The organism is Geomonas edaphica, assembly GCF_004917075.1.
GTDB lineage: Bacteria > Desulfobacterota > Desulfuromonadia > Geobacterales > Geobacteraceae > Geomonas > Geomonas edaphica.
The window spans coordinates 1-23,641 of the sequence record NZ_SSYB01000009.1; the positions used below are offsets into that span (position 1 = coordinate 1).

Here is a 23,641-nt window from a genome sequence, read left to right on the forward strand (position 1 = left end):
AAAACCTACATTACTGTTTCGTCTACTATTTAGTTTTCAAAGACCAAGCCGCTGTTTGCGACAGACTCAGCACCCTACCTGAACCGTTCCAACCTGTCAAGATTTTCTTTTCTTAAATCTTTCTCAGATTCGCCGCCGCCGCAACTTTCTCGCGGTGACTGACGGTCCAAATATTCGGTTGAAAAGAACGTCGTTGCTGCGAAGTCCAACTTTATAGCAAAGGCCGTTTCGGCTGTCAATGCTTTTTTGTCGGCCGCTGAGCAGAAAGTGTCTCGTGCGTCAGCGGAGGGTGGTTATAACAAAAGCCACTCTGCCCGTCAACGGGTTTGTTGTTAGTTTTTTCTCAAGAGACTTAAGCTATAACAATTGTTCGTGCGCAACCACCTTGTGGAGCTTGTGGACCTTGTGCACAGGAGATTACGGTGACGCTATTGCAACGGCGTGGCTCAAACGACCAAGGGCGATGCTTGCGCATCGCCCTTGGCTTTACTGCTATGGGTGCTGTTATCCCTTTACTCAGGCCTGTGCTGCTTTGAGGGCCTGGTCCAGGTCGGCGATAATGTCCTTCACGTCTTCAATGCCAATGGAAAGCCTGATGAAGTCGGGGCTCACCCCTGACGCCAACTGCTCTGCCGGGCTTAATTGCTGGTGCGTAGTAGACGCCGGGTGTATGACGAGGCTCTTTGCGTCACCGATATTAGCCAGATGGGACAAAAGCTTCACATTGTCGATGAACTTCGAGCCTGCTTCCACACCACCCTTGATGCCGAAGCCTATGATGGCTCCCGTGCCATTGGGGAGATACTTCTTCGCATTCGCATGATCTTTGTGGCTCGGCAACCCGGGGTAGTTGACCCAGCTCACCAGTGGATTCTGTTCAAGCCACTCGGCGACCTTCTGGGCATTCTCTACGTGACGCGCCATCCTGACGTGCAGGGTCTCAAGCCCTTGCAGGATCTGGAAGGCGTTGAACGGCGAAAGGCATGCGCCCATGTCACGCAGCAGTTCAACCCTCATCTTGATGATGTAGGAGATGTTCCCCAGGGCATCCCAGAATTTGAGACCGTGGTAGGAGGGATCAGGCTCGGTGAACTCGGGAAACTTGCCGTTGTTCCATGGAAAGGTACCACCATCAACGACACAACCGCCGATACTCGTGCCGTGGCCACTCATGAATTTGGTCAGCGAATAAACGACTATGTCTGCACCGTGCTGCAGCGGCTTGAACACATACGGGGTCGCCGCGGTGTTGTCCACGATATAAGGAATCCCTGCATCATGGGCAACCTTGGCAATCGCCTCGAAGTCGTCGACGTTGTTCTTCGGGTTCCCGATCGCTTCGCTGTAAACCAGACGGGTGTTCTCATCGATGGCTTTGCGGATGTTCTCCGGATCCGACGAGTCGACGAACTTAACGGTGATGCCGAGTTTCGGCAGGGTGTAATGGAAAAGGTTGTAGGTCCCGCCATAGAGATAACTGGTAGAGATTATGTTCTGGCCCGCACTCGCTATGTTGAGCACGGCGTAGGTGGTGGCAGCCTGACCGGAGGCGACAGCGAGCGCTGCAACGCCGCCATCCAACTCCGCCACTCTTTTTTCAAGCACGTCAGTCGTCGGGTTCATCAGACGGGTGTAGATGTTGCCAAATTCCTTCAGCCCGAAAAGGTTGGCCGCATGCTCGGAACTTTTGAACACGTACGAAGAGGTCTGATAGATCGGTACGGCACGGGACAGGGTGGTGGGATCTACAGTCTGGCCGGCATGGAGCGCAAGGGTATCAAATCCGAATTCTTTTTCTGACATAATCTCTCCCGTCCTTTCTGAAGCTGTTTCGTAAAGAATATAGAGTGTTTTCTCTATAACGAAACTTCACCCTCTTTGTCAATAATTTTGGAATTAGAACTCCACCATTTTAGTCTGGTAGCCGTCCGTACAGCTCGGTGGCCCGCGAGAGCTTCGACGCAAGCTTTCCGGTGAAGGCATCCGCCGGGCACCTCCAACTCCAGTTGCCTCCCGCGACACCCGGCACGTTCATCCTCCCGGTACTCGGCAACTCGAGCAGATCCTGCATCGGTATGATGGCGTAATCGGCCACGGAAGCGAGCGCGCAGCGCACCATGTGCCACACGATGTCCGCACCGTCCCGATCGAAGTAGGCCAGTACGTTTTTCTGTTCCTTCCCCTTCAACGACTGAAACCAACCCATAGTGGTGTCGTTGTCGTGAGTCCCGGTGTAGACGACGCAGGAGCGAACGTGGTTGTGCGGCAGATACGGGTTTTCCGGGCCCGAACCGAAGGCGAACTGCAGTATCTTCATCCCCGGAAATCCGAACTGATCGCGCAACGTCTCAACTTCCGGCGTTATGATGCCGAGATCTTCCGCGATGATGGGGAGGCTCCCTAGTGCGTTTCTGAGGGCACGGAAAAGCGCCTCGCCCGGCCCCTTGACCCAACGGCCGTTGATCGCCGTCTTCTCCCACATCGGGACCTCCCAGAAGGCCTCGAAACCGCGGAAGTGGTCGATGCGCACCATGTCGTATAGGGAGAGGTCGTTACGCAGGCGTGCGATCCACCAGCCGAATCCCTCCTGGGCCATGCGGTCCCAGTTGTAGAGCGGGTTCCCCCAGAGTTGGCCGGTCTTGCTGAAGTAGTCGGGGGGGACACCGGCTACGACAATGGGAATTCCCTTCTCATCCAGGTGGAAGAGGTGCGGATTGGCCCATACATCGGCTGAGTCGTAGGCAACGAAGATGGGGAGATCCCCCACGATGGATATGCCGAGCACGTTGGCGTAGGTTTTGAGCTGCTTCCACTGGCGTGCGAATTGCCATTGCTGGTATTTCTGCTCGCCTATGGCACTCCCGAGTTTCTCGCTCCAAGTGGAAAGGGCTTCCGGCTCCCGCTTTGCCAGTGCGTCAGGCCAATCCTTCCAGCTCACCTCTTTGAACTGTTCTTTCAGCGCCATGAAAAGGGCGTAGTCGTGCAGCCAGAAGGTGGTATCGCAGAATTGCCAGAACTCCTCTTTGCGTTTTTGGGGCGCCTCGGCAAAGAAGCGGGCCGCTGCCTCCTTGAGCCTTGCCGACTTGTACAGTTCCGCCGCCCCGTAATCGACGCGGGTCGAATCCAGTTCCGGCCTGGCCTCCCCGGGGAGCAGGTCACCCTCGTCCTCAAGGGCTTCAAGGTTTATGAGCAGAGGATTTCCGGCGAAGGCCGAATAGCACGAATAGGGAGAGTTGCCGTACGCGGTAGGACCAAGGGGAAGGATCTGCCACAGGGACTGCCCTGACTTGTGGAGAAAATCAACGAACCGCTTTGCCTCGTCTCCGAAAGAGCCTATGCCGCCCGGCCCAGGCAAAGACGTCGGGTGCAACAGTATCCCACTTTTTCTCTTCCTCGCCATCCTCACCTCCATTACATTGAATTAAACACTCAGAATCCTTCTGGAATTTGAGCAGACACTACTATGACACAATTCACCTGCAATGCAATGCTCCAAAGCCTTTACCGCACTTTCAACACATGATATAGTGCCGGCCATGGAAACTATAAAGACTGCATCGTTCGAATCTTTGATGGAGCTGGCTGTACCTGATGGTGACGGGTACATCTTCACCTTGGATGGCGAGACTTTCCGGATCAAGGACACACTCGAGATCACCGGGATTGCTACAAGGAAAGGTTACATCATCATCTATTGAGCAAAAGGCGGTGTGTGTGAAGGCCAGTTTCGACTGCTCCGCTTCATGCATCTGCTGCGAGAATCTCGTCCACGCGTCGGCCGTCGAGGGTCTCCTCGTCCAAAAGGGCCAGCGCCAATGCGTCGAGTTTGCTGCGATTTGCCGTTACCAGCTCCATTGACTTCCCTTCAGCGGCACGAATCAAAGCCGCGATCTCCTGATCGATAAGCCAGGCCATCTCTTCGGAGAAGGTCTTTTCCTCGGCCAGCTTCATCCCCAAAAACGGATGCTCCTCCCCGCGCGGGAAGGTCATCGCTCCGATTTTCTCACTCATCCCCCATTGGCAGACCATCTTTTCCGCCAGTTCCGTCACGTGTTTCAGATCGCTTTGCGCACCTGAGGAGACGTCGTGAAAAACGATGCGTTCGGCGACCCTCCCACCCAAGGCGACACAGAGCCGGTTCACCAGGTATGCGCGCGGGTAGTGGTACCGGTCATCCTCGGGGAGTTGCTGGGTGACGCCAAGTGCCCGCCCTCTGGGCAGAATGGTCACCTTGTGCACCGGATCCGTACTCGGCAGCAGCCTGGCAACGAGGGCATGCCCTGCCTCGTGGTACGCGGTGATCCTTTTCTCCTCATCGGAGATGACCATGCGCCGCTCACCGCCCATGAGGATCTTGTCCTTGGCGCGCTCGAGCTCCTCGAGCCCGACGACCTGTTTGTTGTCCCTCGCGGCGAGAATAGCGGCCTCGTTGACGAGTCCCTCCAGATCGGCGCCGGTCATACCGGGGGTCCCCTTCGCGATGATGGCGAGATCAACGTCCGGGGTGAGCGGCACCTTCCGGGTGTGCACCTTCAGGATCTTCTCCCGGTCACGCCAGTCCGGACGTTCGATCACCACGTTGCGGTCGAAGCGTCCGGGGCGCAGCAGGGCCGGGTCGAGGACGTCGGGGCGGTTGGTGGCGGCGATGACCACGACCTCGGTGTGCGGGTCGAAGCCGTCCATCTCCGACAAAAGCTGGTTCAGGGTCTGCTCACGCTCGTCGTGCCCGCCGCCGAAGCCGGCGCCACGGCTTCTGCCCACCGCGTCCAGTTCGTCGATGAAGATGATGCTCGGGAGCATCTTTCGTGCACCTGCAAAGAGGTCCCGTACGCGGCTCGCTCCCACGCCGACAAACATCTCGATGAAAGCCGAGGCCGATATGGAGAAGAAAGGGACCCCCGCCTCCCCCGCCACCGCCCGGGCGAGCAGGGTCTTCCCCGTCCCCGGAGGCCCGACGAGCAGCACCCCCTTGGGCACCTTCCCGCCGATCTGCTGGAACTTCCTTGGGTCCTTCAGGTACTCGACCACCTCGCGCAGCTCCTGCTTTGCCTCCTCCATGCCGGCCACGTCGGCGAAGGTCACGTCGATACGCTCCGAGGTGTAGGCCTTCGCTCCGGAGCGGGCGAAGCCTCCCATCATGCCGGTAGGCCCCTGTTTCCGCATCCCCCTCATGACGAAAAGCCAGACCCCGATGATGATCGCCCAGGGGAGCAGGTAGAGAACTATGGAACCGAAGGCGGAACTTTCGGTAGATACGACGTTCACGTCGACCCGCCGCGCGCTCAGCTCGGGCAGCAGGCTCGGGTCCTCCATTGAAGGGAGGGTGGTGCTGAAGGCCGCGGCACTGACCATCTTCCCTTTTTCCTCGACCGCGGTAGCCGGGACCGAGATGGGAGTACGGAACTGCCCCTTCGCGCCCCTCCCCCTGAGGGTGAGGTTCTTCACGTTGTTGGCGGAGAGTTCCTGCCTGAACCTGCTGTAGGTAATCTCGACCCCGCGCTCTGCCGTCTGCTTCACCATCGCCCCGTAAAAGAGGTCAAGCAAGAGCACGAACAGTGCGGTGATCAGCAGCGGTCTCCAAAAGGACTGGGCCATGACCGGCTCCTGTACTCAGGGGGTAAAACGGCACCAGGGTATTCTAGCCAAGACGACAAGCATTACAAGTTTTTAATCTTTTAGCATGGGGTGGAGAGAGGAAGAAGGTGGGTGCATGGCGGGGGTGGAACAGAGCCGGGCGTGGCCGGGTCAGGGCTCCAGGCGGTAGCTGCCGAAGCCGAACGGAGCGCCCTTGCCGAGGTGGGTGGCAACGCCAAGCCGCAGGAGAAGGTGGAAGGGCTCCAGGTCCCCCTGAAACCGCGCCACCCCAAGGATCCCGGCGGGACGGCCGTTCCACGAGACGAAGCGGCAGTCGGACGCGATGGTCCGGACGTCTTCGCTGCACTGGGAAAGCCACCGGTAGTCGAGATCGGGCTCGGCCCCCTCGTAGTGATAGGCAAGCGACGAGACCCTGCGCATGAGCGAGCGTGCGAGATGCGCGAAGGTGTAGCTTTTGAGCAGACGGCCGTCCTGGACGAGCTTTAGCGGCGTCAGGAAGCGAAGGGAGAGCGTCTCGGTCGACAGCGGACCAGTCATGTCCGGGTCGAGCGAACCAAGTAGCGGCAGTGCGGGGTGATCCTGCCCCGCGACCACGCTTCGCGCCCCGCCCGAAGACTCGGCGTGCACCGCGACCACGGTCCCGCGTCTCGCCTCAATGAGAAAGCGCACCGCGGAAAGGTAGACGGCAAAATGCTGCACCGCACTCCCCACCAGCGTCAGGGACAGCTCGCAGGCAGCGCCCGCATTGGGGAGGGGCGGCAAAGCGGGAAACCGGAAGATGAAAGGAAGCGGCGGCTTTTGATGACGCCGCACCGCCTCCGGGTCCTTCGCTATCTGCTGGCCGAAGGTAACAGGGAAGGCGCAGCGCGCAAGGGCGGTACACCCCTGGCAGTCGCCCCTTTTGCAGGAGAGGGCCCTGCGGAAGGCATCTTCGAACTCGGAGCGGCCGGCGAAAAGGGCGTAGGGGTCGGAGATGTCGTCCCTTAGGACGAAGCTGAACCAAAGTCTCGCGTAGTGCAGTTCCAAGCGCGCCCCTACCCTTCCGTCTCGAGCCTGCGCTCAAGATGTTCCCGCACCTGCGCCAGGACCTCGCGGACCGGACGTTCATCCGGGAGCATGGCCGCAAAGCGGTCAAGGATGCCGCGCTCCCTGATCAGCCGCAGCGCCTTCAGGTAGTTGATGTCGTAGATCCAGGAGACCTGCAGCAGTTTGAAATCGTTGAGACTCTTTAGGGTGGAGAGATGGACCATCCGCCCGGCGGCGACGTCGGCGAGCGGTTCGGGAGAGCAGCCTGGCAGATCGGGAAAGCCGAGTCCCGCTGCCGAGGCGCGCTCCGATTCGGGGGCCTCGAAATATTCCTCGAAGATGCCCCAGATATCAAGCTTGTCGGCGTCACGCAGAAGCCTCAGCAGGGCGTCGGTCTCGGGATGAAGTCCCGTTGGGACATGAAAGGCGTTGTGCATGCGTACCGCGGTATCGACGCGGGAGAACTCTTCACCGGAAAGGAAATGCAGCGGTGCGTGCCGCTTCATGATCTGCGCGGAGAGGTGGGCGTGGTTCAGCGATTCGCTGTCCTTGAAGGTGCCGTAGTCACGGTACTGCGGGAAGCGCCCCAGGTCGTGGCACAGGGCGGCCACTTCGGCAAGAACCAGGAAACGCTGGGGCATCCCTTGCGCCACGATGAGCGCATCGCGGCAGACGTTGCTGGTGTGCTGCTGTTTCAGGTCGTAGTTACGCTGCACCGCCGGATCGTCGATGCGAAAGGAGTCGCAGTAGGAGGTGAACCAGTCGCGCAGCGGCGAGAGGTCCGGAAGTGCCGCCTCATCATTCATCGTGCATCTTCTTGACGACGTACTCCGAGAACTCCGCCATGACCTTCGATTCGTCCCCACCCTGGTAGGAGATGATGCTCCGCAGGTGGGCGAAGGATTCGACGTCCATCTTATCGAAGGCACAGCCGATGCCGCCTGGAACGAGACGGGCAACGGTCCCCTTCACGTTGATGACGATCGGCTCGGCAGCCGAGGATAGATAGATGGTGACCTCTACGGGAGAACCGACCGGGATCTTCTCCTCGGTCTCCATATAAAGGCCGTGTAGGCTGATGTCGGTCACATCGCCCTTTATGGCCACGCCTTCCGCCTGCAACAGCGCAGAAACCCTGAAATCAACCCGCGAGAAGTTACGCCTGTCGTTCATCATGTTCCCCTTTCGGACAGCCGGCGGAAAAAGGGGGCACGTGGCCCCCTCTTTTTTTGCCTGCTGCATGCTGCTAGTCCTCGAAGTTCCCCTCGGGCCCCTTGTCACGGGAGAGCCCCTTAGCCTGCTTGGGAAGCTGCTCCTTGGTCCACTCCGCCGGGTTCTCTATGCGCTTTCCTTTCGGGCCGAGATCGTAGGAACCGGCCTTGACGATGGCTTCGATGGCGAGCGGAGCGGTGTCGGCCGAATTGAAGACGTTGGTGATGAGGTTGTAGGCGAAGTCCTCAACCCTCTTGCACATCCGCTCGCGCACTTCCTTCGTCTGAGCCAGGAGCTTGTTCTCGAACTGGAGGTTCAGGTTCTTGTAATCACCCTTCTTCCACCCCTTGGAATCGGCGAAGGTGACCATCTCAGCCCAGAGCTCCTCGCTCATCCCCTCGCCCTTCACCTTGATGAAGTTGCCGTTCGCGTCGAGGTTGGCGTTGCCGTACTCGTTCACCTCGAGCCCCCAGGAGATGAACTGCAGCGCCGTGGCCACGTTCGCCTTGGTGGTGCGGGTGTTCTGTGCGATCTGGCGCAGCCTCTCGTAGCTGTTTCCCGAGGTGCCGTGCTGGGCGCCGTTCACGCCGTATGCCTTGATCGCCTCGTGGATCTCGGCGGTGAGCTCAACCTGGATGCCGGCGTCAGAGGCCTCGATGCCGTGCGTGGTGCCGTTGTTGAGCGCGATCCAGTCCGGGAAAATGTCATGTGCGTTCAGGCCGCGGATCAGGAAAAGCGCCTCGGGGACGGTGGAGAGCCCCTCCTTACCCTTGATCTCGCCGACCTCGGTCTCGAGACCGGCCCAAGCCGGGATCACGCTGTTCAGCTCGAGGTTGGCGAGGAGATTCTCCTCGTCCGGCAGGTGGGACGCATCGATGGCGATGGAGGTGATGCCGGCGTCGAACATGCTCGGGATCTCGACCTTGGCGGACTTCACGTCCCCCTCGCCCTTGATGCCGTAATGGTCGGCGTGGATGGCAACCGGAATGGTGATGCCAAGCTCGTTGGCTACGGCATCGACCTGGCGCGCCATGTTCCAGTAGTTGACCGGGCAGTAGGCCTTTTGCCCACCTTCGCTCTTGGCAATCTCGATGAGGACAGCCGCGTTGGCCCTCTGGGCCGCGGCGAGCACGCCGCGGATGACGAAGTGGTTGCGGCCGTTGGCGGCCAGGGCCAGGGCGTGTCCCTTGGCGTTCATGGCGCGGTCGATGACCTTGCCGCTTACGAGCAGTGCTTTGGAGTTAGGGAAGAGTTTCGCTACGTTGGGGGGGCGCCCGACTTCAAGCGCTTTGACGAAATCTGAAGATAATGCAGTCATATCTCCTCCTTTTGGTGGGAATATCAATTCATGGCAAAAAGCCGCTTCCTTATAGCATCTTAATCATACAAAGGCAAGAGCCTTCGCTACCGATCCAGGATGAACTCGGTGGCCCCTCCTCCGCGGAACTGGGCACTCCCCAGGTACTCGCCACTCCAGTAGAGTGAGGCTTCGCCCGGAGGGAGGCCGGACTCTACTGCGGCGAAAGTGAAGCGTGCCGGAAGCCTGTCCCCGGTGGCGGCGATGACGGCTAGCGGGTAACGGGCGAGGACCGGGAAATCGCCCCGCACCGTTTCCGCGCTCATCGGTTGCGCCGCGCTGCCGCGCGACACGAAGCACTGCGCCCCCTTATCGCGCGGCGGAAGCTTCGCGTGCAGCAAAAGCTCGCCGCGCCCCTCACCGGAGAGGCGAAGGTCGTAGCTCGGAGTCCAGCGCTCATCGCGCATCAGGTAGGAGACCCGCGCCCTGCTCCCGGTCACCCAGATGCGCGCCGAGGCCACCCCCTTGCCGGCGCTCGCGATCTCCCGCTCCACGGCGTCGAGGGCCGAGCGGCATTTGCGCTTACTGCGCAATACCGCCTCCATCTGGCTCAAAGCGAAGTCGGTCCCCTGCTGCAGGGCGGCGACCGGATCGGGGTTCGCCTTGGTCCTGCGCGGCGCCTTGCCGCTTTGCGACTTGGCCGCTGCGCTGAAGATCTCCTCGCGCCGGTCAAGCGCGGCCATCCGGTCGAGCAGTTCACCCCGGCGTTCCTTGAGCCGCGCCAGTTTGCCGGAACGGCGCCGGTCCTGTTCGGCCGGCACCAGCTCTACCCGCAGCACAGACCCGCCGGGGGCCTTCACCCTGAGCGAGCCGGGAGCAAAGCTCTCTGGAAGCGGCAGCTCCGCGTAGCCGCCGGGGGCACCCACTTCCTGCTCCACCCGGGCTCCGTCGGTGAAGTAAGTGACACTCTTCGTCCCGGCGTACGCCTGCCGGCAGAGCAGGAACGAAAGAAGGAGTACGGCGAGCGGGAGAAGGCGCATGCGGCACCTCGCTGACGGCTTGGGATTAAAAGACAGAGGACAACTTTACAGTCCCCATCGAGCCATTGCAAGGAGCCGCGCCGCTTACTTCTCTACATCCAGGAGCTCCACTTCAAAGACCAGGGTCGCGTTGGGGGGTATCACCCCGCCTGCGCCGTTCGCTCCGTAGCCAAGCTGCGGCGGGACGACGAGCTTCCTCTTGCCGCCGACCTTCATGGACATCACCCCTTCGTCCCACCCAGGGATCACCTCGCCCGCGCCGATCCGGAAGACGAAGGGCTGGCCGCGGTCGAGCGAGCTGTCGAACTTGGTGCCGTTCTCAAGCGTACCGGTGTAATGGACGGTGACGCTCTTGCCCGAGGTGGGCGACGCGCCGGTCCCGACCACGAGATCGGTGTAGGAAAGGCCGGAAGCGGTGGTCACCGCACCGGCTGCACTTTTCTTTTCTGTCTTTTCGGCTGCCGCCGGCTTGGTCGGTTCCTTCTGGGAGCAAGCGGGTATGGCCACCGCCGCCATGAGCAGCAGCAGCACGAGGAACTTCTCAACGTTACGCATCAATCTCCTCCGTCAGGTGTGATTAATCGTTTTAATCCAGCAGGTGGACAAAGAGTCCGCTTCTGAGCTTCGGTTCGAACCAGGTCGACTTCGGCGGCATGATCTTGTCCTCGTCCGCGAGCGACATGAGCTCCTCGATTGAGGTCGGGAACAGGGAGAAAGCGACCATGTACTCGCCGGAGTTTACCACCCGCTCCAGCTCCTCAACGCCGCGGATCCCGCCCACGAAGTGGATGCGCTGGTCGGTGCGCGGGTTGCGCACGCCCAAAACCGGGCTCAAGAGGTTGTCCTGCAGGATGGATACGTCCATGGAGGCAACGGGATCGTTTTCCGGGAAAGAGTCCTCGCGCGGGACAAGCACGTACCATTTCCCCCCCAGGTACATGCCGAACTGGTGCCGCTCGCCGGGCTGCACCGCGCCGGAGACCGGCGTCGCCTCGAAGCGCTCGCCGACGCGCGCCATGAACTCGGCGAAGCTGCGGCCGTTCAGGTCCTTCACCACCCGGTTGTAGGGCATGATGGTCATCTCGTTGTCCGGGAAGATGACGGTGAGGAAGAAGTTGTACTCCTCGCTGCCGGTGTGGTTCTGGTTGGCGTCCTTTCTCAGGTCGCGCACCCGGCTCGCCGCGGCGCTGCGGTGGTGGCCGTCGGCGACGTAGAGGGTCGGGATCGCGGCGAAGCTTGCGGTCAGGGAGTCGATGAGCGCCTGGTCCGCGATGTCCCACAGGGTGTGGGAGACGCCGTCGTCGGTGGTGAAGTCGTAAAGCGGCTCACCCTTGGTCACCTGGTCGATGGTCGCGGTGATGGCCGGGGCGTTGCGGTAGGTGTAGAAGACCGGCTCGTCGTTCGCGTTCAGCGCGTCGATATGCTTTACGCGGTCCTCCTCCTTGTCCGCCCTGGTCAGCTCGTGCTTCTTGATGGTGCCGCTTTGGTAGTCGTCGACCCCGGCGCAGACCACGAGGCCGGTCTGGGTGATGTTGCCCATCTTCTGGCGGTACACGTAGTAGCGCTCGGTGTCGTCCTGCAGCAGCACCCCTTCTTTCATGAACTTTGCGAGGTTCTCGCGTCCCTGCACGTAGACCGGGTCGGAGTGCACGTCGATACCTTCCGGGAGATCGATCTCCGGGCGGGAGATGTGCAGAAAGCTCGCCGGATTGCCGGCTGCCATCGCCATGGCCTCCTGCGTGTTCATCACGTCATAGGGAAGAGCGGCGACCTTCTCCGCCAGATCCTTCTTGGGTCGCACCGCCTTGAACGGCTTGATAAATGCCATAACTGCTCCTGTCTTTTAATTCTCGTTCTACAATCTATGTTCTAGGTTCTATGTTCTACGTTCTAGGTTGTCTCTGTTTCAGGTACCGCACTCTCATAGGCTTGAAACGGCGTCGGCTTAAAAGTATCGCTTCGCGCCGACGAACCTCTTCTGAAAGTAGGATTCGTCCATGGAGCTCACCTTGATGTCGTCGCCGCGACGCGGGGCGTGCACGAAACGGCCGTTGCCGACGAAGATGCCGACGTGGTTGATCTCGTCCGGGGAGCCCCCGAAGAAAACCAGGTCGCCGTCCTTCAACTCCTCGCGCCCGACGGCGTCACCCACCCGGTACTGCTCGCGCGAGGTGCGCGGGATGTTGACGCCGCACAGGTTGTAGACGGCGCGCACGAAGCCGCTGCAGTCCATGCCGTCCACCACGGTGTCCCCGCCCCAACGGTACGGGATACCGACGAAACGCTCGGCGGTCCGGGCGGCGATCCCGCCCATGTCGCTGCGGTCGCGCTTCACCGGCTCTTCCTTCTTCTTCGCGGGCTTCGCCGGCTTTGTGATCGAGGGGGCCGGCGCCTTCTCGATCACGGTCTCGCGCAGCGCGGCACTGCGCTCGGGCTGCGGCGCGGCGATGAAGTAGGAGCCGATGGTCCTCTCCTTCACGAGCTTCTGCGCCGCCTTGCGCGCATCGTCGCGGCGGGGGAAGTCCCCGAAGCGGACGGCATAGATACCGTTCTCCCTTTTGAAGTAGAACGCCTCGATACCTTGTTGTTGGAGTTTTTGGGTCAGCCGCTCGGCGTTTTTCACGTCGGAGAAGGCCCCTACCTGGATGGCGAAGCCAACGCTCGTGAGCCCCGCGCGCTGGGCGGCGCAGCCGGTGGCCGCGGGGGCCAGCAGCAATAGATATATGACTAAAAGTCTTACCGTCTTAAGCATCAATAGTTCCTTGTCAGGGCTCTCGCCCCGAAAACCCGCCTCTAGATGTCGCTCGTCTCGCGGCGCACGCCCATGAGGTAGGGGACCACGAAGTCGTCCAGGGCGCCGTCCAGCACGTTGTCTGGGTTGCCGCTCTCGACGCCGGTGCGCAGGTCCTTCACCATCTTGTAGGGATGCAGCACGTAGGAGCGGATCTGGCTCCCCCAGCCGATTTCCTTCTTCTCTCCGGCGATATCGGCTGCCTTGGCCTCGCGCTCCCTGAGCTCCATCTCGTAGAGCTTGGAGCGAAGCACCTTCATCGCGGTCGCCTTGTTCATGTGCTGGCTCCGCTCGCTCTGGCAGGCCACCACCGTGCCGGTGGGGAGGTGGGTGATCCTAATCGCGGAGTCGGTGGTGTTGACGTGCTGACCGCCGGCCCCTGAGGAGCGGTAGGTGTCGATCCTCAGGTCGCTCTCCGATATCTTGATGTCGATGTCGTCTTCTTCGATGATAGGGAACACGAACACGGAGGCGAACGATGTGTGACGCCGGGCGGAGCTGTCAAAGGGCGAGATGCGCACCAGGCGGTGGATCCCCGCCTCCGCCTTCAGGTACCCGTAGGCGAACTCGCCGGTCGCCGCGAAGGTGACCCCCTTGACCCCGGCCCCATCCCCTTCCTGGTAGTCGGTGATCTCGGTCTTCCACCCCTTCTTCTCGCAGTAACGCAGGTACATGCGCAGAAGCATCTCGGCCCAGTCCTGCGACTCCGTCCCGCCTGCACCGGAGTTAATGGAAACGAAGGCGCCCGAGGCGTCGTGCGGCCCAGAGAGCATGCGACGGAATTCCGCCTGGCTCACCCCGGTCTCCAGTTGCGCGTTCATGGCGCGCACCTCGGCAAGGGTCGCCTCGTCCTCTTCCTCGCTCCCCAGTTCGATCAGTTCCTTGATATCGCCGGCCTGCCGCTCGAGCGATTCCCAGGTGGTAACGTCCTTCTCCATGGCCATCCTGGCCTTGAGGATCTTCTGGGCATTCTCGGCGTCGTTCCAAAAATCGGGGCGGGCGGTCACCTCCTCGAGTTCCTGCATCCGCTCCCTCTTGTCATCTACGTCAAAGAGACCCCCGGAGGTTGTTGATGCGCTCCACGAGCTCTTCTATCTTGGCTATTTCTTCTCTAAACATCGGTACGGCTCCTCATGTCGCATCGCCTTCTGGCGATATAGGTTGTTGTCAAAAAATCAGGCCCGTCCTCTACGACGGTAGCAGGCGACCGCCATCCCCGCGCTCCCGGAGAGACAGAGCAGCGCGAAAAGATCGCCGAAACGGGTGTAGAAGGTCCCCCGCGCGCCGGTGCGGATCTCCCCGGCCAGGGTTCCCTCCTGGAACAGCGGCGTCACCCCACGGATGTGCCCCTTGCTGTCGATCACCGCGCTGATCCCGGTGTTGGCGGCACGCACCAAGGGTACCCGGTTCTCCACGGCCCGGAACACGGTCATGGAGAGATGCTGGTACGGTGCCGAAGTGCGCCCGAACCAGGCATCGTTGGTGATGTTCACCAGGAGCCCGCCACCCTGCTCGACATAGGCACGGGCGATTTCGGGGAAAATCCCCTCGAAGCAGACCAGCACGCCGAGCTTTCCCGCGGAAGAGGCGAGCACCTGGGCACTTTTGCCCGGAGAGAAATCGCCGATCCCGGTAACCAGCTTGTTCACAAACGGCAAAAGCGGAGCAAGTGGCACGTACTCGCCGAAGGGGACCAGGTGAAGCTTGTCGCTTCGTCCGGCCACGACACCCTGTTCGGTGACAAGAAAGGCGCTGTTCAGATAGCGCACCTTCCCCCCCTCCTCTTCAAAGGCGGGGCTTCCCACCACGATAGGGCTCTTCAGTTCCCTGGCGAGTTTCTTGAGCCGCTCCGCGTAGGCGGGCTCCTGCTGCAGGAAAAACGGCAGGGCGCTCTCGGGCCAGACCACGAGCGTCCCGGGTTCGCGGCACCCCTCGCGGGTCAGCCGCTCGTAGGTCTTCACGGTGGCGTCCTGCCAGGCCGGGGACCACTTGACGTCCTGCGGGATGTTCCCCTGCACCATGAGCACCCGCTGCGTCACACCTTTATCGGCACGGGTGAGCCGGGCGACGCCGTACACCATGGTGGCGGCAAGCAGCAGCACCAGCATGATGAGCGCGCGCACCGGGTAGGGCTTTTTGTGCCGCATGGAAACCCAGATCCGGTAAAAGACCACGTTGGCGAAGGCGACCAGGAAGCTCACCCCGTACACGCCGGTCAGGTCGCTGATCTGGATGAGCGGCAGGGTGCGGTATTGCGAGTACCCGAGGTTCGCCCACGGAAAACCGGTGAACGCATAGGAGCGGACCGCCTCCCCCGCAACCCACAGAAGCGGAAAGGAGCAAAGAAGCGGGATGCCGTTCTCCTCGCAGCGCCGCACCATCCACATGACCGCAGCCGGGTAGAGCGCAAGGTAGCCTGCGAGCAGGAGAAAGAGCGTGCCGCTCACGCTCCAGTGCAGCTTGCCGTACCCCATCATCACCACGTTCAGCCAGTACAGAAGGGCCGTGTAAGCGGCGCTGCCTGCGACGAACCCGAGCCGGAACCCGATCCTTTGGGAGACGCCGTCGACGGCGACAAACAGCGGCACGAAGGCGATCCACGCCAGCACCGAAATGCCGGGAAGCGGAAAGGAAACCGCGAACAGCGCACCCGAGCAAAGCGCCAACAGGTAGCGCCCCGCGGTCGTCGCGCCGGGGTTCACCGTAATGCCGGTCACGACTCCTCGGACTCCCGTTCCAGCTCTTCTTTACGGGCGATGTGCACCTTCGCGATGCGGCGTTCGTCCGCTTCGAGCACGGTGAGGATCAGGGTCTCGCTCTCGATCACCTCGCCCGCCAGCGGGATGCGGCCGGTCAGGTGGAAGATGAGCCCCCCCACCGTCTCGAAGTTGTCCTTCTCGATGGAGACGTGAAAGTGCTCCTCCACCTCCTCGATGGTGAGCCTGCCGTCGGCGACGATGGAGCCGTCTCCCTGCACCGAGAGGCGCTCGGTCTCCAGGTCGTACTCGTCCTGGATGTCCCCCACGATCTCCTCGAGCAGGTCCTCGATGGTGACGAGCCCCGCGGTGCCGCCGTACTCGTCGATGACCACCGCCATGTGGACGCGCCGCTTCTTGAAGTCGTGCAGCAGCTCCTCCAGGTTCTTGGTCTCAGGGACGAAGAAGGGGGCACGGATCAGCTTCCGCAGTTCGATGGCGTCGTCCGGCTCGCCCCAGTACCTCAGGAGGTCCTTCGCATAGATGAGGCCGATGACGTTGTCGATGGTCCCTTCGTAGACCGGCAGGCGCGAATGACCGGAGGCGATGATCGATTTCAGCACCTCGCTCACCTCGTCCTGGATGGAAACGCAGGACATCTCCATGCGCGGCAGCATGATCTCGCGCACCATCGAGTCACCCAGGGTGAGGATGGAGCGGATCATCGCGTTCTCCTCCTGGTTGATGACCCCTTCTTCCTCGCCGGCGTCCATGATCTCCTGGATCTCGACCCCGGTGACCCTCTTTTTGCCGTACAAGAGCCGGGTCAGGGATTCGATGAGCCCCTGCCCCTTGCGTCCATTACCCTCTTCCAAGGATGTTTCTCCTTACTGTTGCTGCGTTGTCGGTCAAGACTTTCACCCGAAGGCGCGGAACAGCAGATGCACCGCCACGGTGATCGCCACCCCGACGAGCCCACCCGCCACGACTTCCTTAGGACGGTGGATCCTCAAAAGAAGACGCGAGTGGCTCACCATGGCGGCGAGGATGAAACAAAAAACCGCTATGAGCGGGTCCTGGGTGTGCAGCGCGACCGATGTGGCGATGCAAAAGCCGACCGCCGAGTGCCCGCTCACGCCCCCCCCCTCGAGCGGGGTCCCGGTGCCGCCGCGCGCCTTCATGATCACCACGACGATGAGCACGAGGACTACCGAAACCACCATCCCCGTCTCTGATTCGGTACCGATCATCTCGAGCCCCGCTTTCTGCCAGGGGAGCACGTACCTGGCGAGCACCAGGTACCCCATGATGGCGGTGCCAAAGGCCGCCACGAGCACGGCGCCCGCGGCGACGTCTTTTGCGAGCTTTGCCAGCGGGTGGTAGTCGGGCGAAATCATGTCCACCACGATTTCGACCGCCGTGTTCATGAGTTCGGCGAAGAGGACGAAGCTCACCGCCAGAGCGAGCAACATGAACTCCATGGAGGAGACCCGCAGCAAAAGGGCGGTGAAGAGCACGGCGAGCGCCGCCAGGAAGTGGTAGCGCATGTGCTTTTGCGTGCGCGTCGCGTGGAGGATCCCCTCGATCGCGCAGTTCACCGAGTCGATGAAGCGGGTCGGCTTCATGCTACCGTTTTCCCAGGCTAGACAAGCCCTTCCTCGACGAGCAGGGCGAAGATCTCACGCTCTTTCGCCTCCATGCGCGCGGCCTCGGCCTCACCGCTTCTTTCGTGGTCGTATCCGGTGATGTGCAGGATGCCGTGCATAAGCAGGAAGTACAGGCGGCCCAGAAAAGTGTCGCCGGACTCCTCGGCCTCGCGCGCCGCGGTGTCAACGGAGATCACCACGTCCCCCAGCACCTCCGGGTTGATGGCCCCGAACTCCCCTTCCTGCATGGCAAAGGAGATCACGTTGGTCGCCTTGTCACGCCCCAGGTACTCACGGTTCAGGACCCGGATGGCCCGGTCCCCGACGATGCTCACCGAGAGTTCCGCCTCAGGACATCCCAAGACGTCTAAGATCCTCTGTGCCACCCTTCGCAGGTCCTTCTTCACGACCGGCATCCGCCTTTGGCGGTTCGCTATCGATATCTTCTTGCTTCCTGGCAATCGTCTTCTCCTTGTAGGCGGGCTCGGGGTAATCGATACGCTGATGGTAGATTCCCACGAGTATCTGGTTGAAGCTCTTGGCTATCTCGTGCAGGTTTTTGAGCGTCAGTTCGCACTCGTCCAACTGCCCGTCGATGAAGATGTTGTTGATGATCTTCTGCACGAGCCCCTGGATCCTCGCCGGTGTCGGATCGGCAAGCGTGCGCGAGGCGGCCTCGACGCAGTCAGCCAAGAGCACGAGCCCCGCCTCCCTGGTCTGCGGTTTGGGCCCCGGGTAGCGGAAGTCGCGTTCCTCAACAGGGGGGGTACCCGGCGTCTCCAGCCCCTTCGCCTTCAGATAGAAGTAGTTGATAAGCGAGGTGCCGTGGGACTGACGGATGATCTCGATGATCGGCTGCCCCAGGCGGTGCTCCTTGGCGAGCTCCACGCCGTCCTTCATGTGCGAGATCAGGATGAGCGCACTCATGCTCGGAGAGAGCTTGTCGTGGCGGTTCTCCCCATCGTGGATGTTCTCGATGAAGTACTGCGGCTTCTTCAGCTTGCCGACGTCGTGGTAGTAGGCGGCGACGCGGGCTAGCAGCGGGTTCGCATTGATCACCTCGGCGCCGGCCTCGACCATGTTGCCGACTAAGACGCTGTGGTGGTAGGTCCCGGGGGCCCGGATCATAAGCTCGCGCAACAGCGGCGAGTTGAGGTTCGCAAGCTCCAGAAGCTTTACGTCGGTGGTGTACTGGAACAGCGCCTCGATGAGCGGAATCATGCCGGACACGTAGGCCGCGTTGATGATGCCGCCTAAAAAGGCGAAGACGATGCCGTAAACCGGTTGCAGCGAGATCGGGCTGTCGTTGTAGACGTGGAAACAGAAGGCGAGCGCCATGTTCACCGCGCTGACCTTGAGCCCCGCGCTGTAGATGGTCCCCCGGTCCTTGCACTGGCGCACGCCGTGAGCGCCGACGATGCCCCCCAGAAGTGCGTAGACGACGACCTGGAGCGAGTTGTTCAGCATGATCCCGGTCAGGGGCGCGGTGATGGCGCAGTAGACCAGGGCGACCTCGGAGTTCAGGATGATCCTGACGACGATGGCGGAGGCCGCGAAAGGGAAAAGGTAGAAGTAGTTCGCCGTGTCGATGGAAGGGAAGAGCCCCCCCATGGCGGTGGAAACGGTGGAGACCAGCTTCAGCACCCCAAAGTTCACCACGGTGAGAAGGGACAGTAGCAGGATGTCCTTGTTGCTCGGGTTGAATTTCCTGATGTTCTTGCGACCGAAGCGGAAGGGGGCGTAACAGAGCACCAGGATGAGCCCGAAGATGCCAAGGCCGGTGAGGATCGGGGCGCTGTTGCGCGCACTGAAGACCCGCTCCAGCTTCATGGCTTGCTCTGAGGTGACCCGCTCACCGACACGGACCAGCATCTCGCCCCGCTTCATCTTGAAGAGGACAGGACGCACCGCTGCGCGCGCCTGGCTCTTCTTCTCGTCGGTGCCGTTGCGGTCGAAGGTGAGGTTCGGGGCGATCATGCGCAGCGCGAGCCCCTTCAGGGTCTCGAGGTCACGGGGAGCAGCCCCCTGGGTAAGGGTCATCTCTAAAAAGGCGCGGCGCGCCCCGGCGAGATCGAGGCTAGCGGAGTAGTCCCCCCCCGCCACGTCCTGCTTGGTCGTCTCGTCCACCACCACGATGCCGTGGCGCAGGTCCGCGGTGAAGTGCCCCTTGTCCGCCACGATGCGCTGCCGGTACAAGGGGGCTAGCTGCCGCCCGAGGTCGGAGAGGAAAGCCCGCTGCTGCCTCACCCGCGAGAGCGCGGCCAGCTCCTGCGCAGAGACGTCTACGCCGACCGCTGCGATCACCGCCTTGCGCCTCGCCTCGCCGTGCAGGGTGGCGTCGTCCATCAGCTCGAGGGCGTCCTCCAGGCGGCGCACCAGGTCGATGTTGCCGTTGGGTGCAAGCGTATAGACGAAGGGGGCGGCAGCCTCGGCCTCGGCACGCTTCTTCTCGGTGAGGAGCAGGTCCTCGATGAGGTAGTCCTGCGTGGCGCGGATGTCGGAGGTGGCAATATCCCCCTCCCGGTAGTGCACCGAGAGGAACTGCGGGCTCGGGATGATGAACAGGGTGAGGAATAAGGCGGTGAGGAAGAGCATGATGAAGCGGCTGCGCTTCTCATACCGGTCGCAGGTGAAACCTTGGGCGACCGCTTCCATCCAGCTGTCACACAACCGGATCAGCGAACTCTTCTGAATTGTCTGTTTATCGCCGCTTTCAGTGGGCATTATTTCAATGGTTCCCGTGTCGTAAGGACAGAGACTGCAAGGCTAGCAGCAAGGGCACAATATATCCCTTTTATTCGATTACTGTCAATCTAAACGAAAACTCGGGAACCGCTGTCACGACGGCAAGTTAGCAAATTTTTACAAAAGTTCCTTCCCTTTGAGGCACGTTATGTTATATAACGGAACTCCATTAAGACGGGCGGTGCCGCCCGTTCACAATTCAAAATCCATTGCAGGGAGGGGAGAGATGAGCCAGATAACCGACGTTTACGCCAGAGAAATCCTTGATTCCAGGGGAAACCCGACACTCGAGGTCGAAGTGTTCCTGGATTCCGGTGCCATGGGTAGAGCAGCGGTTCCTTCCGGCGCATCTACCGGTGAGCGCGAGGCCCTTGAGCTGCGCGACGGCGACAAGGGGCGCTACCTCGGCAAGGGCGTCGAGAAGGCAGTCTCCAACGTCAACGACATCATCGCCGACGAGATCACCGGCATGGACGCCACCGACCAGGTAGGTATCGACAAGAAAATGCTCGAGTTGGACGGTACCGAGTTCAAGAGCCGTCTTGGCGCCAACGCGATCCTCGGCGTCTCGCTCGCCGTGGCCAAGGCCGCAGCCGACGAGGTGGGTTTGCCGCTGTACCAGTACATCGGCGGCGCCAACGCGAAGGAACTGCCGCTGCCCATGATGAACATCATCAACGGCGGCGCGCATGCCGACAACAACGTCGACATCCAGGAATTCATGATCATGCCGGCGGGTGCGAAGAGCTTCAAGGAGGCGCTCCGCATGGGCGCCGAGATCTTCCACGCCCTCAAGTCGGTCCTGAAGGGCAAGGGCTACAACACCGCGGTGGGGGACGAGGGGGGCTTCGCGCCGAACCTCAAATCCAACGAGGAGGCGCTCCAGGTGATCATGGAGGCCATCGTGAAGGCGGGCTACAAGCCGGGTGAGGAAGTCGTCCTCGCTCTCGACGTCGCCTCTTCCGAGCTCTTCGAAAATGGGGTGTACACCCTGGAGAACGAGACGGAGTCGAAGAAGACCGCCGACCAGATGGTCGACTTCTACGAGAACCTCGTCAACAAGTACCCGATCATCTCCATCGAGGACGGCATGGCCGAAAACGACTGGGACGGCTGGAAGAAACTCACCGACCGCCTCGGCAAGCGCATCCAGATCGTGGGCGACGACCTCTTCGTGACCAACCCCTCCATCCTTAAGGAAGGGATCAAGAAGGGGATCGCGAACTCCATCCTGATCAAGCTGAACCAGATCGGCACCCTGACCGAGACCCTCGACGCCATCGAGATGGCCAAGCGCGCCGGTTACACCTGCGTCATCTCGCACCGCTCCGGCGAGACCGAGGACGTGACCTTAGCCGACCTCTCCGTCGCGGTCAACGCCGGCCAGATCAAGACCGGTTCGCTCTGCCGCACCGACCGCGTCGCGAAGTACAACCAGCTCCTGAGGATCGAGGACGAGCTCGACGAGGTCGCCATATTCAGGGGACACGACGTGTTCTACAACGTGAAGAAGTAGGGGCTGATCGCTCACGCGCCTTCCGGTAACATCGAGGGCGCACCCACCAGGGTGCGCCCTTTTTCTTTGCCCCTCCCCCTCCCCCGGATTCCCTTGCGCCTTCTTCCTCATGAAGGTATACTCCGTCCCATGTTAACCTACCAGATAGCGGCCAAAGACCACTTGCGGCGCGTGGACAGCTTCATGCGGAACCTGCTCCCAAGCGCCCAGTCCTCCTACATCAAGAAGCTCATCGCCTCCGGGCACCTGAAGCTAAACGGCGCTCCAGCTGACCCCGGCGAGCTGCTCCGCCTGGGCGACCAGATCACCATCAAGGAGAGCTCGAAGACGACCGCGCTTCTCGCCCGCCTCACCCCGGAGCTCGACATCCTCTTCGAGGACACCTGGATCCTCTGCCTTAACAAACCCGCCGGGATCGCCGTGCACCGCACCGAGGACCCGGAGGAGATCACCCTGGTCGATCTCGCCGACGCCCTGCTCCAAAAGCGGGACGGCTCCGGAAAGCTCAGGCCGGTCAACCGGCTCGACAAGGGGACCTCCGGCGCGATCATCCTCGCGAAGAGCGCGGTCGCCGCCGGCATGTTCGGCAAGATGATCCAGGAGGAAGGGCTCGGAAAGCTGTATCTTGCGGTGGTGGAGGGGAAGCTGCAGAAGCAGGGGACCATCGATGCCGCCCTGGACGGCAAGGAATCGCAGACGAGTTACGTGAGACTCCTGCAGGGGGGCGGGGTCGCCCTGCTGGCGGTCTATCCGCTGACCGGCAGGATGCACCAGATAAGACAGCACTTCAGGATGATCGGGCACCCGATCCTCGGTGACAAGCGCTACGGCGGCAGGAGCCTCACCGGCTTCGCCGGCCATGCGCTCCACTCCTTCCGCACAACACTCATGCACCCGGCCACCGGGGAAGAGATCGACGTCCCGGCGCCGCTTCCCGAGCAGTTACTGCGCCTCGCCTCCCGTTTCGGCTCCATGGGGGAGGAGGCCCTGCTGGCAGCGCTCGGGGAAATTCCCGCGGCCGAGGCAGCAACCCTTTCCTAGTCGCCCCACCCTTTAGCCCCGATGAGGGGAACGAAGCGGACACCGCAGAGCTCCTCGTAGCGGAGCTCTCCCCCCGCGAGGCGGCGCACACGCACGAGCTCCTGCAGGTGCGGGCTGTACCCCACCGGTATCACGAGTCTCCCCCCCGGTGCGAGCTGCTCCAGCAGCGCATCGGGCACCTCGGGCGCCCCGGCGGTCACCACGATGCTATCGTAAGGGGCGTGCTCCGGCCATCCCAGCGTCCCGTCTCCCAGGTGCACCTTCACGTTGCGGTACCCCAGTTCACGAAGCCGTTCCTCCGCGCTACGCGCAAGGTAGGGAAGGCGCTCCACGGTGAACACATCGGCGGCGCAGAGGCTCAGCACGGCGGCGGCATAGCCCGAGCCGGTACCGATCTCCAGCACCCTTTCGGCCCCACCGAGCTCCAGGGCCTCGATCATGTAGGCGACGATGTACGGCTGGGAGATGGTCTGTCCCTCCTGGATCGGCAGCGGGCCGTCCTCGTAGGCGAGAAACTCCATCTCCGGCGGCAAAAATGATTCGCGCGGGACCTCGCGCATCGCCTTAAGCACGGCGGCGTTCCTGATGCCGCGTCCCGCCAGGTGGTCGGTCAGCATCCGCTCTTTCCTCGCCATCAGTTCTCTCTTGAGGTCGCTGGTCATGGCACCCTCCCGAAGGCGCAATGTTACCATAGGGATCGACCGTCTCAACCTGACGTTTCCGGACGACCTGCGACTGGACTTGGCAACCGGTGACAACGCACAGCCAACTAACAGCTAGCGCGGCAAAGGCATTAAAAACAACCAACATCCATACCAACAGGCCTCACACACATCCTGTTGACTCCTATATGGGGCAGGCGTACACTTAAATCAGATCGAAAGGCTCTTTGAAAAAAGCTCTGGAGTACAGGTAGAGGTGGCGTGAGGTACCCTGATTATTCCACACTTATGATTTCCCAGGTTTCAGACGTGGTGTGCAGTTCCCGATGCTTCTACGGAATTACCTAAAGCGTTTTCCAGGGGGATGCTTCACA

General features: G+C 61.5%; 21 protein-coding genes. 3 read left to right on the plus strand and 18 right to left on the minus strand.

The annotated features are described in order from the left end of the window. Positions 1–516: 516 nt before the first annotated feature. A complete protein-coding gene (locus E8K79_RS20495) occupies positions 517–1,803 on the minus strand; it encodes a homocysteine synthase (protein WP_136516379.1) in 1,287 nt (428 codons plus the stop codon). Positions 1,804–1,912: 109 nt separating this feature from the next. Beyond that, a complete protein-coding gene (malQ, locus tag E8K79_RS20500; protein WP_136516380.1) occupies positions 1,913–3,400 on the minus strand; it encodes a 4-alpha-glucanotransferase in 1,488 nt (495 codons plus the stop codon). Between the two features lie 172 nt (positions 3,401–3,572). On the opposite strand from malQ, the gene E8K79_RS21645 reads away from it, so the two are divergent. Beyond that, positions 3,573–3,698 carry a hypothetical protein gene (locus E8K79_RS21645; protein ID WP_281276115.1) on the plus strand — a complete coding sequence of 42 codons (126 nt, stop codon included), beginning with the start codon at positions 3,573–3,575 and terminating at the stop codon, positions 3,696–3,698. A 43-nt stretch (positions 3,699–3,741) separates the two neighbouring features. Here the strand turns inward: E8K79_RS21645 and ftsH are convergent, their stop codons facing one another. From ftsH to E8K79_RS20580, 15 genes are all read right to left on the minus strand, one after another. Continuing rightward, on the minus strand, positions 3,742–5,595 hold the full coding sequence (gene ftsH, locus E8K79_RS20510; protein ID WP_136516382.1) for an ATP-dependent zinc metalloprotease FtsH: 1,854 nt from the start codon (positions 5,593–5,595) through the stop codon (positions 3,742–3,744). A 150-nt stretch (positions 5,596–5,745) separates the two neighbouring features. Then, a complete protein-coding gene (gene cas6, locus E8K79_RS20515; RefSeq protein WP_136516383.1) occupies positions 5,746–6,621 on the minus strand; it encodes a CRISPR system precrRNA processing endoribonuclease RAMP protein Cas6 in 876 nt (291 codons plus the stop codon). A gap of 8 nt (positions 6,622–6,629) precedes the next feature. Continuing rightward, entirely contained in the window at positions 6,630–7,427 is a 798-nt protein-coding gene (locus tag E8K79_RS20520; RefSeq protein WP_136516384.1) for an HD domain-containing protein, read from the minus strand. Beyond that, positions 7,420–7,794: a PilZ domain-containing protein gene (locus tag E8K79_RS20525; protein WP_136516385.1), complete on the minus strand. Its 375-nt coding sequence runs from the start codon at positions 7,792–7,794 to the stop codon at positions 7,420–7,422. The genes E8K79_RS20520 and E8K79_RS20525 overlap by 8 nt, the downstream gene beginning before the upstream one ends. A 73-nt stretch (positions 7,795–7,867) precedes the next feature. Next, positions 7,868–9,151: a class II fructose-bisphosphate aldolase gene (locus E8K79_RS20530; protein WP_136516386.1), complete on the minus strand. Its 1,284-nt coding sequence runs from the start codon at positions 9,149–9,151 to the stop codon at positions 7,868–7,870. Positions 9,152–9,237: 86 nt separating this feature from the next. Further along, positions 9,238–10,170, minus strand: a complete 933-nt coding sequence (locus tag E8K79_RS20535) for a hypothetical protein (RefSeq protein ID WP_136516387.1) — start codon at positions 10,168–10,170, stop codon at positions 9,238–9,240. An 84-nt stretch (positions 10,171–10,254) separates the two neighbouring features. Beyond that, a complete protein-coding gene (locus tag E8K79_RS20540) occupies positions 10,255–10,725 on the minus strand; it encodes an FKBP-type peptidyl-prolyl cis-trans isomerase (RefSeq protein WP_135873188.1) in 471 nt (156 codons plus the stop codon). A gap of 31 nt (positions 10,726–10,756) precedes the next feature. Next, the gene (locus tag E8K79_RS20545; protein ID WP_136516388.1) at positions 10,757–11,998 is read right to left on the minus strand and encodes a DUF1015 domain-containing protein; all 1,242 of its coding nucleotides are present in this window, start codon (positions 11,996–11,998) and stop codon (positions 10,757–10,759) included. 117 nt (positions 11,999–12,115) lie between these two features. Further along, a complete protein-coding gene (locus E8K79_RS20550) occupies positions 12,116–12,922 on the minus strand; it encodes a C40 family peptidase (RefSeq protein WP_136516389.1) in 807 nt (268 codons plus the stop codon). A 41-nt stretch (positions 12,923–12,963) separates the two neighbouring features. Beyond that, a protein-coding gene (prfB, locus tag E8K79_RS20555; RefSeq protein WP_136516390.1) for a peptide chain release factor 2 occupies positions 12,964–14,080 on the minus strand; the annotation gives its coding sequence in 2 pieces (ribosomal slippage) (positions 12,964–14,010 and positions 14,012–14,080; 1,116 coding nt in all). Between the two features lie 56 nt (positions 14,081–14,136). Further along, complete coding sequence (lnt, locus tag E8K79_RS20560) at positions 14,137–15,678, minus strand: apolipoprotein N-acyltransferase (protein WP_136516391.1); 1,542 nt, start codon at positions 15,676–15,678, stop codon at positions 14,137–14,139. Beyond that, complete coding sequence (locus tag E8K79_RS20565; RefSeq protein ID WP_136516392.1) at positions 15,675–16,532, minus strand: hemolysin family protein; 858 nt, start codon at positions 16,530–16,532, stop codon at positions 15,675–15,677. Before E8K79_RS20565 ends, lnt begins: the two co-directional genes overlap by 4 nt. 42 nt (positions 16,533–16,574) lie before the next feature. Next, positions 16,575–17,282, minus strand: a complete 708-nt coding sequence (locus tag E8K79_RS20570) for a diacylglycerol kinase (protein WP_136516393.1) — start codon at positions 17,280–17,282, stop codon at positions 16,575–16,577. Between the two features lie 17 nt (positions 17,283–17,299). Beyond that, positions 17,300–17,719, minus strand: coding sequence for an rRNA maturation RNase YbeY (gene ybeY / locus E8K79_RS20575; RefSeq protein WP_136516394.1), 420 nt, complete (start codon positions 17,717–17,719; stop codon positions 17,300–17,302). Then, positions 17,652–20,027 carry an HD family phosphohydrolase gene (locus tag E8K79_RS20580; protein ID WP_136516395.1) on the minus strand — a complete coding sequence of 792 codons (2,376 nt, stop codon included), beginning with the start codon at positions 20,025–20,027 and terminating at the stop codon, positions 17,652–17,654. The genes ybeY and E8K79_RS20580 overlap by 68 nt, the downstream gene beginning before the upstream one ends. A gap of 247 nt (positions 20,028–20,274) precedes the next feature. Here E8K79_RS20580 and eno point away from each other — a divergent pair, with 247 nt between their 5' ends. Continuing rightward, the gene (eno, locus tag E8K79_RS20585) at positions 20,275–21,564 is read left to right on the plus strand and encodes a phosphopyruvate hydratase (protein ID WP_136516396.1); all 1,290 of its coding nucleotides are present in this window, start codon (positions 20,275–20,277) and stop codon (positions 21,562–21,564) included. Between the two features lie 129 nt (positions 21,565–21,693). After that, positions 21,694–22,605 carry an RluA family pseudouridine synthase gene (locus E8K79_RS20590; RefSeq protein WP_136516397.1) on the plus strand — a complete coding sequence of 304 codons (912 nt, stop codon included), beginning with the start codon at positions 21,694–21,696 and terminating at the stop codon, positions 22,603–22,605. Here E8K79_RS20590 and E8K79_RS20595 read toward each other — a convergent pair. After that, entirely contained in the window at positions 22,602–23,267 is a 666-nt protein-coding gene (locus E8K79_RS20595; RefSeq protein WP_136516398.1) for a protein-L-isoaspartate(D-aspartate) O-methyltransferase, read from the minus strand. The two genes, E8K79_RS20590 and E8K79_RS20595, sit on opposite strands and share 4 nt — an antisense overlap. Between the last annotated feature and the right edge of the window lie 374 nt (positions 23,268–23,641).

Bases quoted from the DNA above. Each gene is read 5' to 3' on its own strand.
- E8K79_RS20530 (WP_136516386.1), bottom strand. From the start codon at position 9,151: ATGACTGCATTATCTTCAGATTTCGTCAAAGCGCTTGAAGTCGGGCGC.
- E8K79_RS20545 (WP_136516388.1), bottom strand. From the start codon at position 11,998: ATGGCATTTATCAAGCCGTTCAAGGCGGTGCGACCCAAGAAGGATCTG.
- E8K79_RS20495 (WP_136516379.1), bottom strand. From the start codon at position 1,803: ATGTCAGAAAAAGAATTCGGATTTGATACCCTTGCGCTCCATGCCGGC.
- malQ (WP_136516380.1), bottom strand. From the start codon at position 3,400: ATGGCGAGGAAGAGAAAAAGTGGGATACTGTTGCACCCGACGTCTTTG.
- E8K79_RS20535 (WP_136516387.1), bottom strand. From the start codon at position 10,170: ATGCGCCTTCTCCCGCTCGCCGTACTCCTTCTTTCGTTCCTGCTCTGC.
- eno (WP_136516396.1), top strand. From the start codon at position 20,275: ATGAGCCAGATAACCGACGTTTACGCCAGAGAAATCCTTGATTCCAGG.
- E8K79_RS20590 (WP_136516397.1), top strand. From the start codon at position 21,694: ATGTTAACCTACCAGATAGCGGCCAAAGACCACTTGCGGCGCGTGGAC.
- E8K79_RS20580 (WP_136516395.1), bottom strand. From the start codon at position 20,027: ATGCCCACTGAAAGCGGCGATAAACAGACAATTCAGAAGAGTTCGCTG.
- E8K79_RS20595 (WP_136516398.1), bottom strand. From the start codon at position 23,267: ATGACCAGCGACCTCAAGAGAGAACTGATGGCGAGGAAAGAGCGGATG.
- E8K79_RS20520 (WP_136516384.1), bottom strand. From the start codon at position 7,427: ATGAATGATGAGGCGGCACTTCCGGACCTCTCGCCGCTGCGCGACTGG.
- E8K79_RS20570 (WP_136516393.1), bottom strand. From the start codon at position 17,282: ATGAAGCCGACCCGCTTCATCGACTCGGTGAACTGCGCGATCGAGGGG.
- ybeY (WP_136516394.1), bottom strand. From the start codon at position 17,719: ATGCCGGTCGTGAAGAAGGACCTGCGAAGGGTGGCACAGAGGATCTTA.
- E8K79_RS20540 (WP_135873188.1), bottom strand. From the start codon at position 10,725: ATGCGTAACGTTGAGAAGTTCCTCGTGCTGCTGCTGCTCATGGCGGCG.
- E8K79_RS20550 (WP_136516389.1), bottom strand. From the start codon at position 12,922: ATGCTTAAGACGGTAAGACTTTTAGTCATATATCTATTGCTGCTGGCC.
- ftsH (WP_136516382.1), bottom strand. From the start codon at position 5,595: ATGGCCCAGTCCTTTTGGAGACCGCTGCTGATCACCGCACTGTTCGTG.
- E8K79_RS21645 (WP_281276115.1), top strand. From the start codon at position 3,573: ATGGAGCTGGCTGTACCTGATGGTGACGGGTACATCTTCACCTTGGAT.
- E8K79_RS20525 (WP_136516385.1), bottom strand. From the start codon at position 7,794: ATGAACGACAGGCGTAACTTCTCGCGGGTTGATTTCAGGGTTTCTGCG.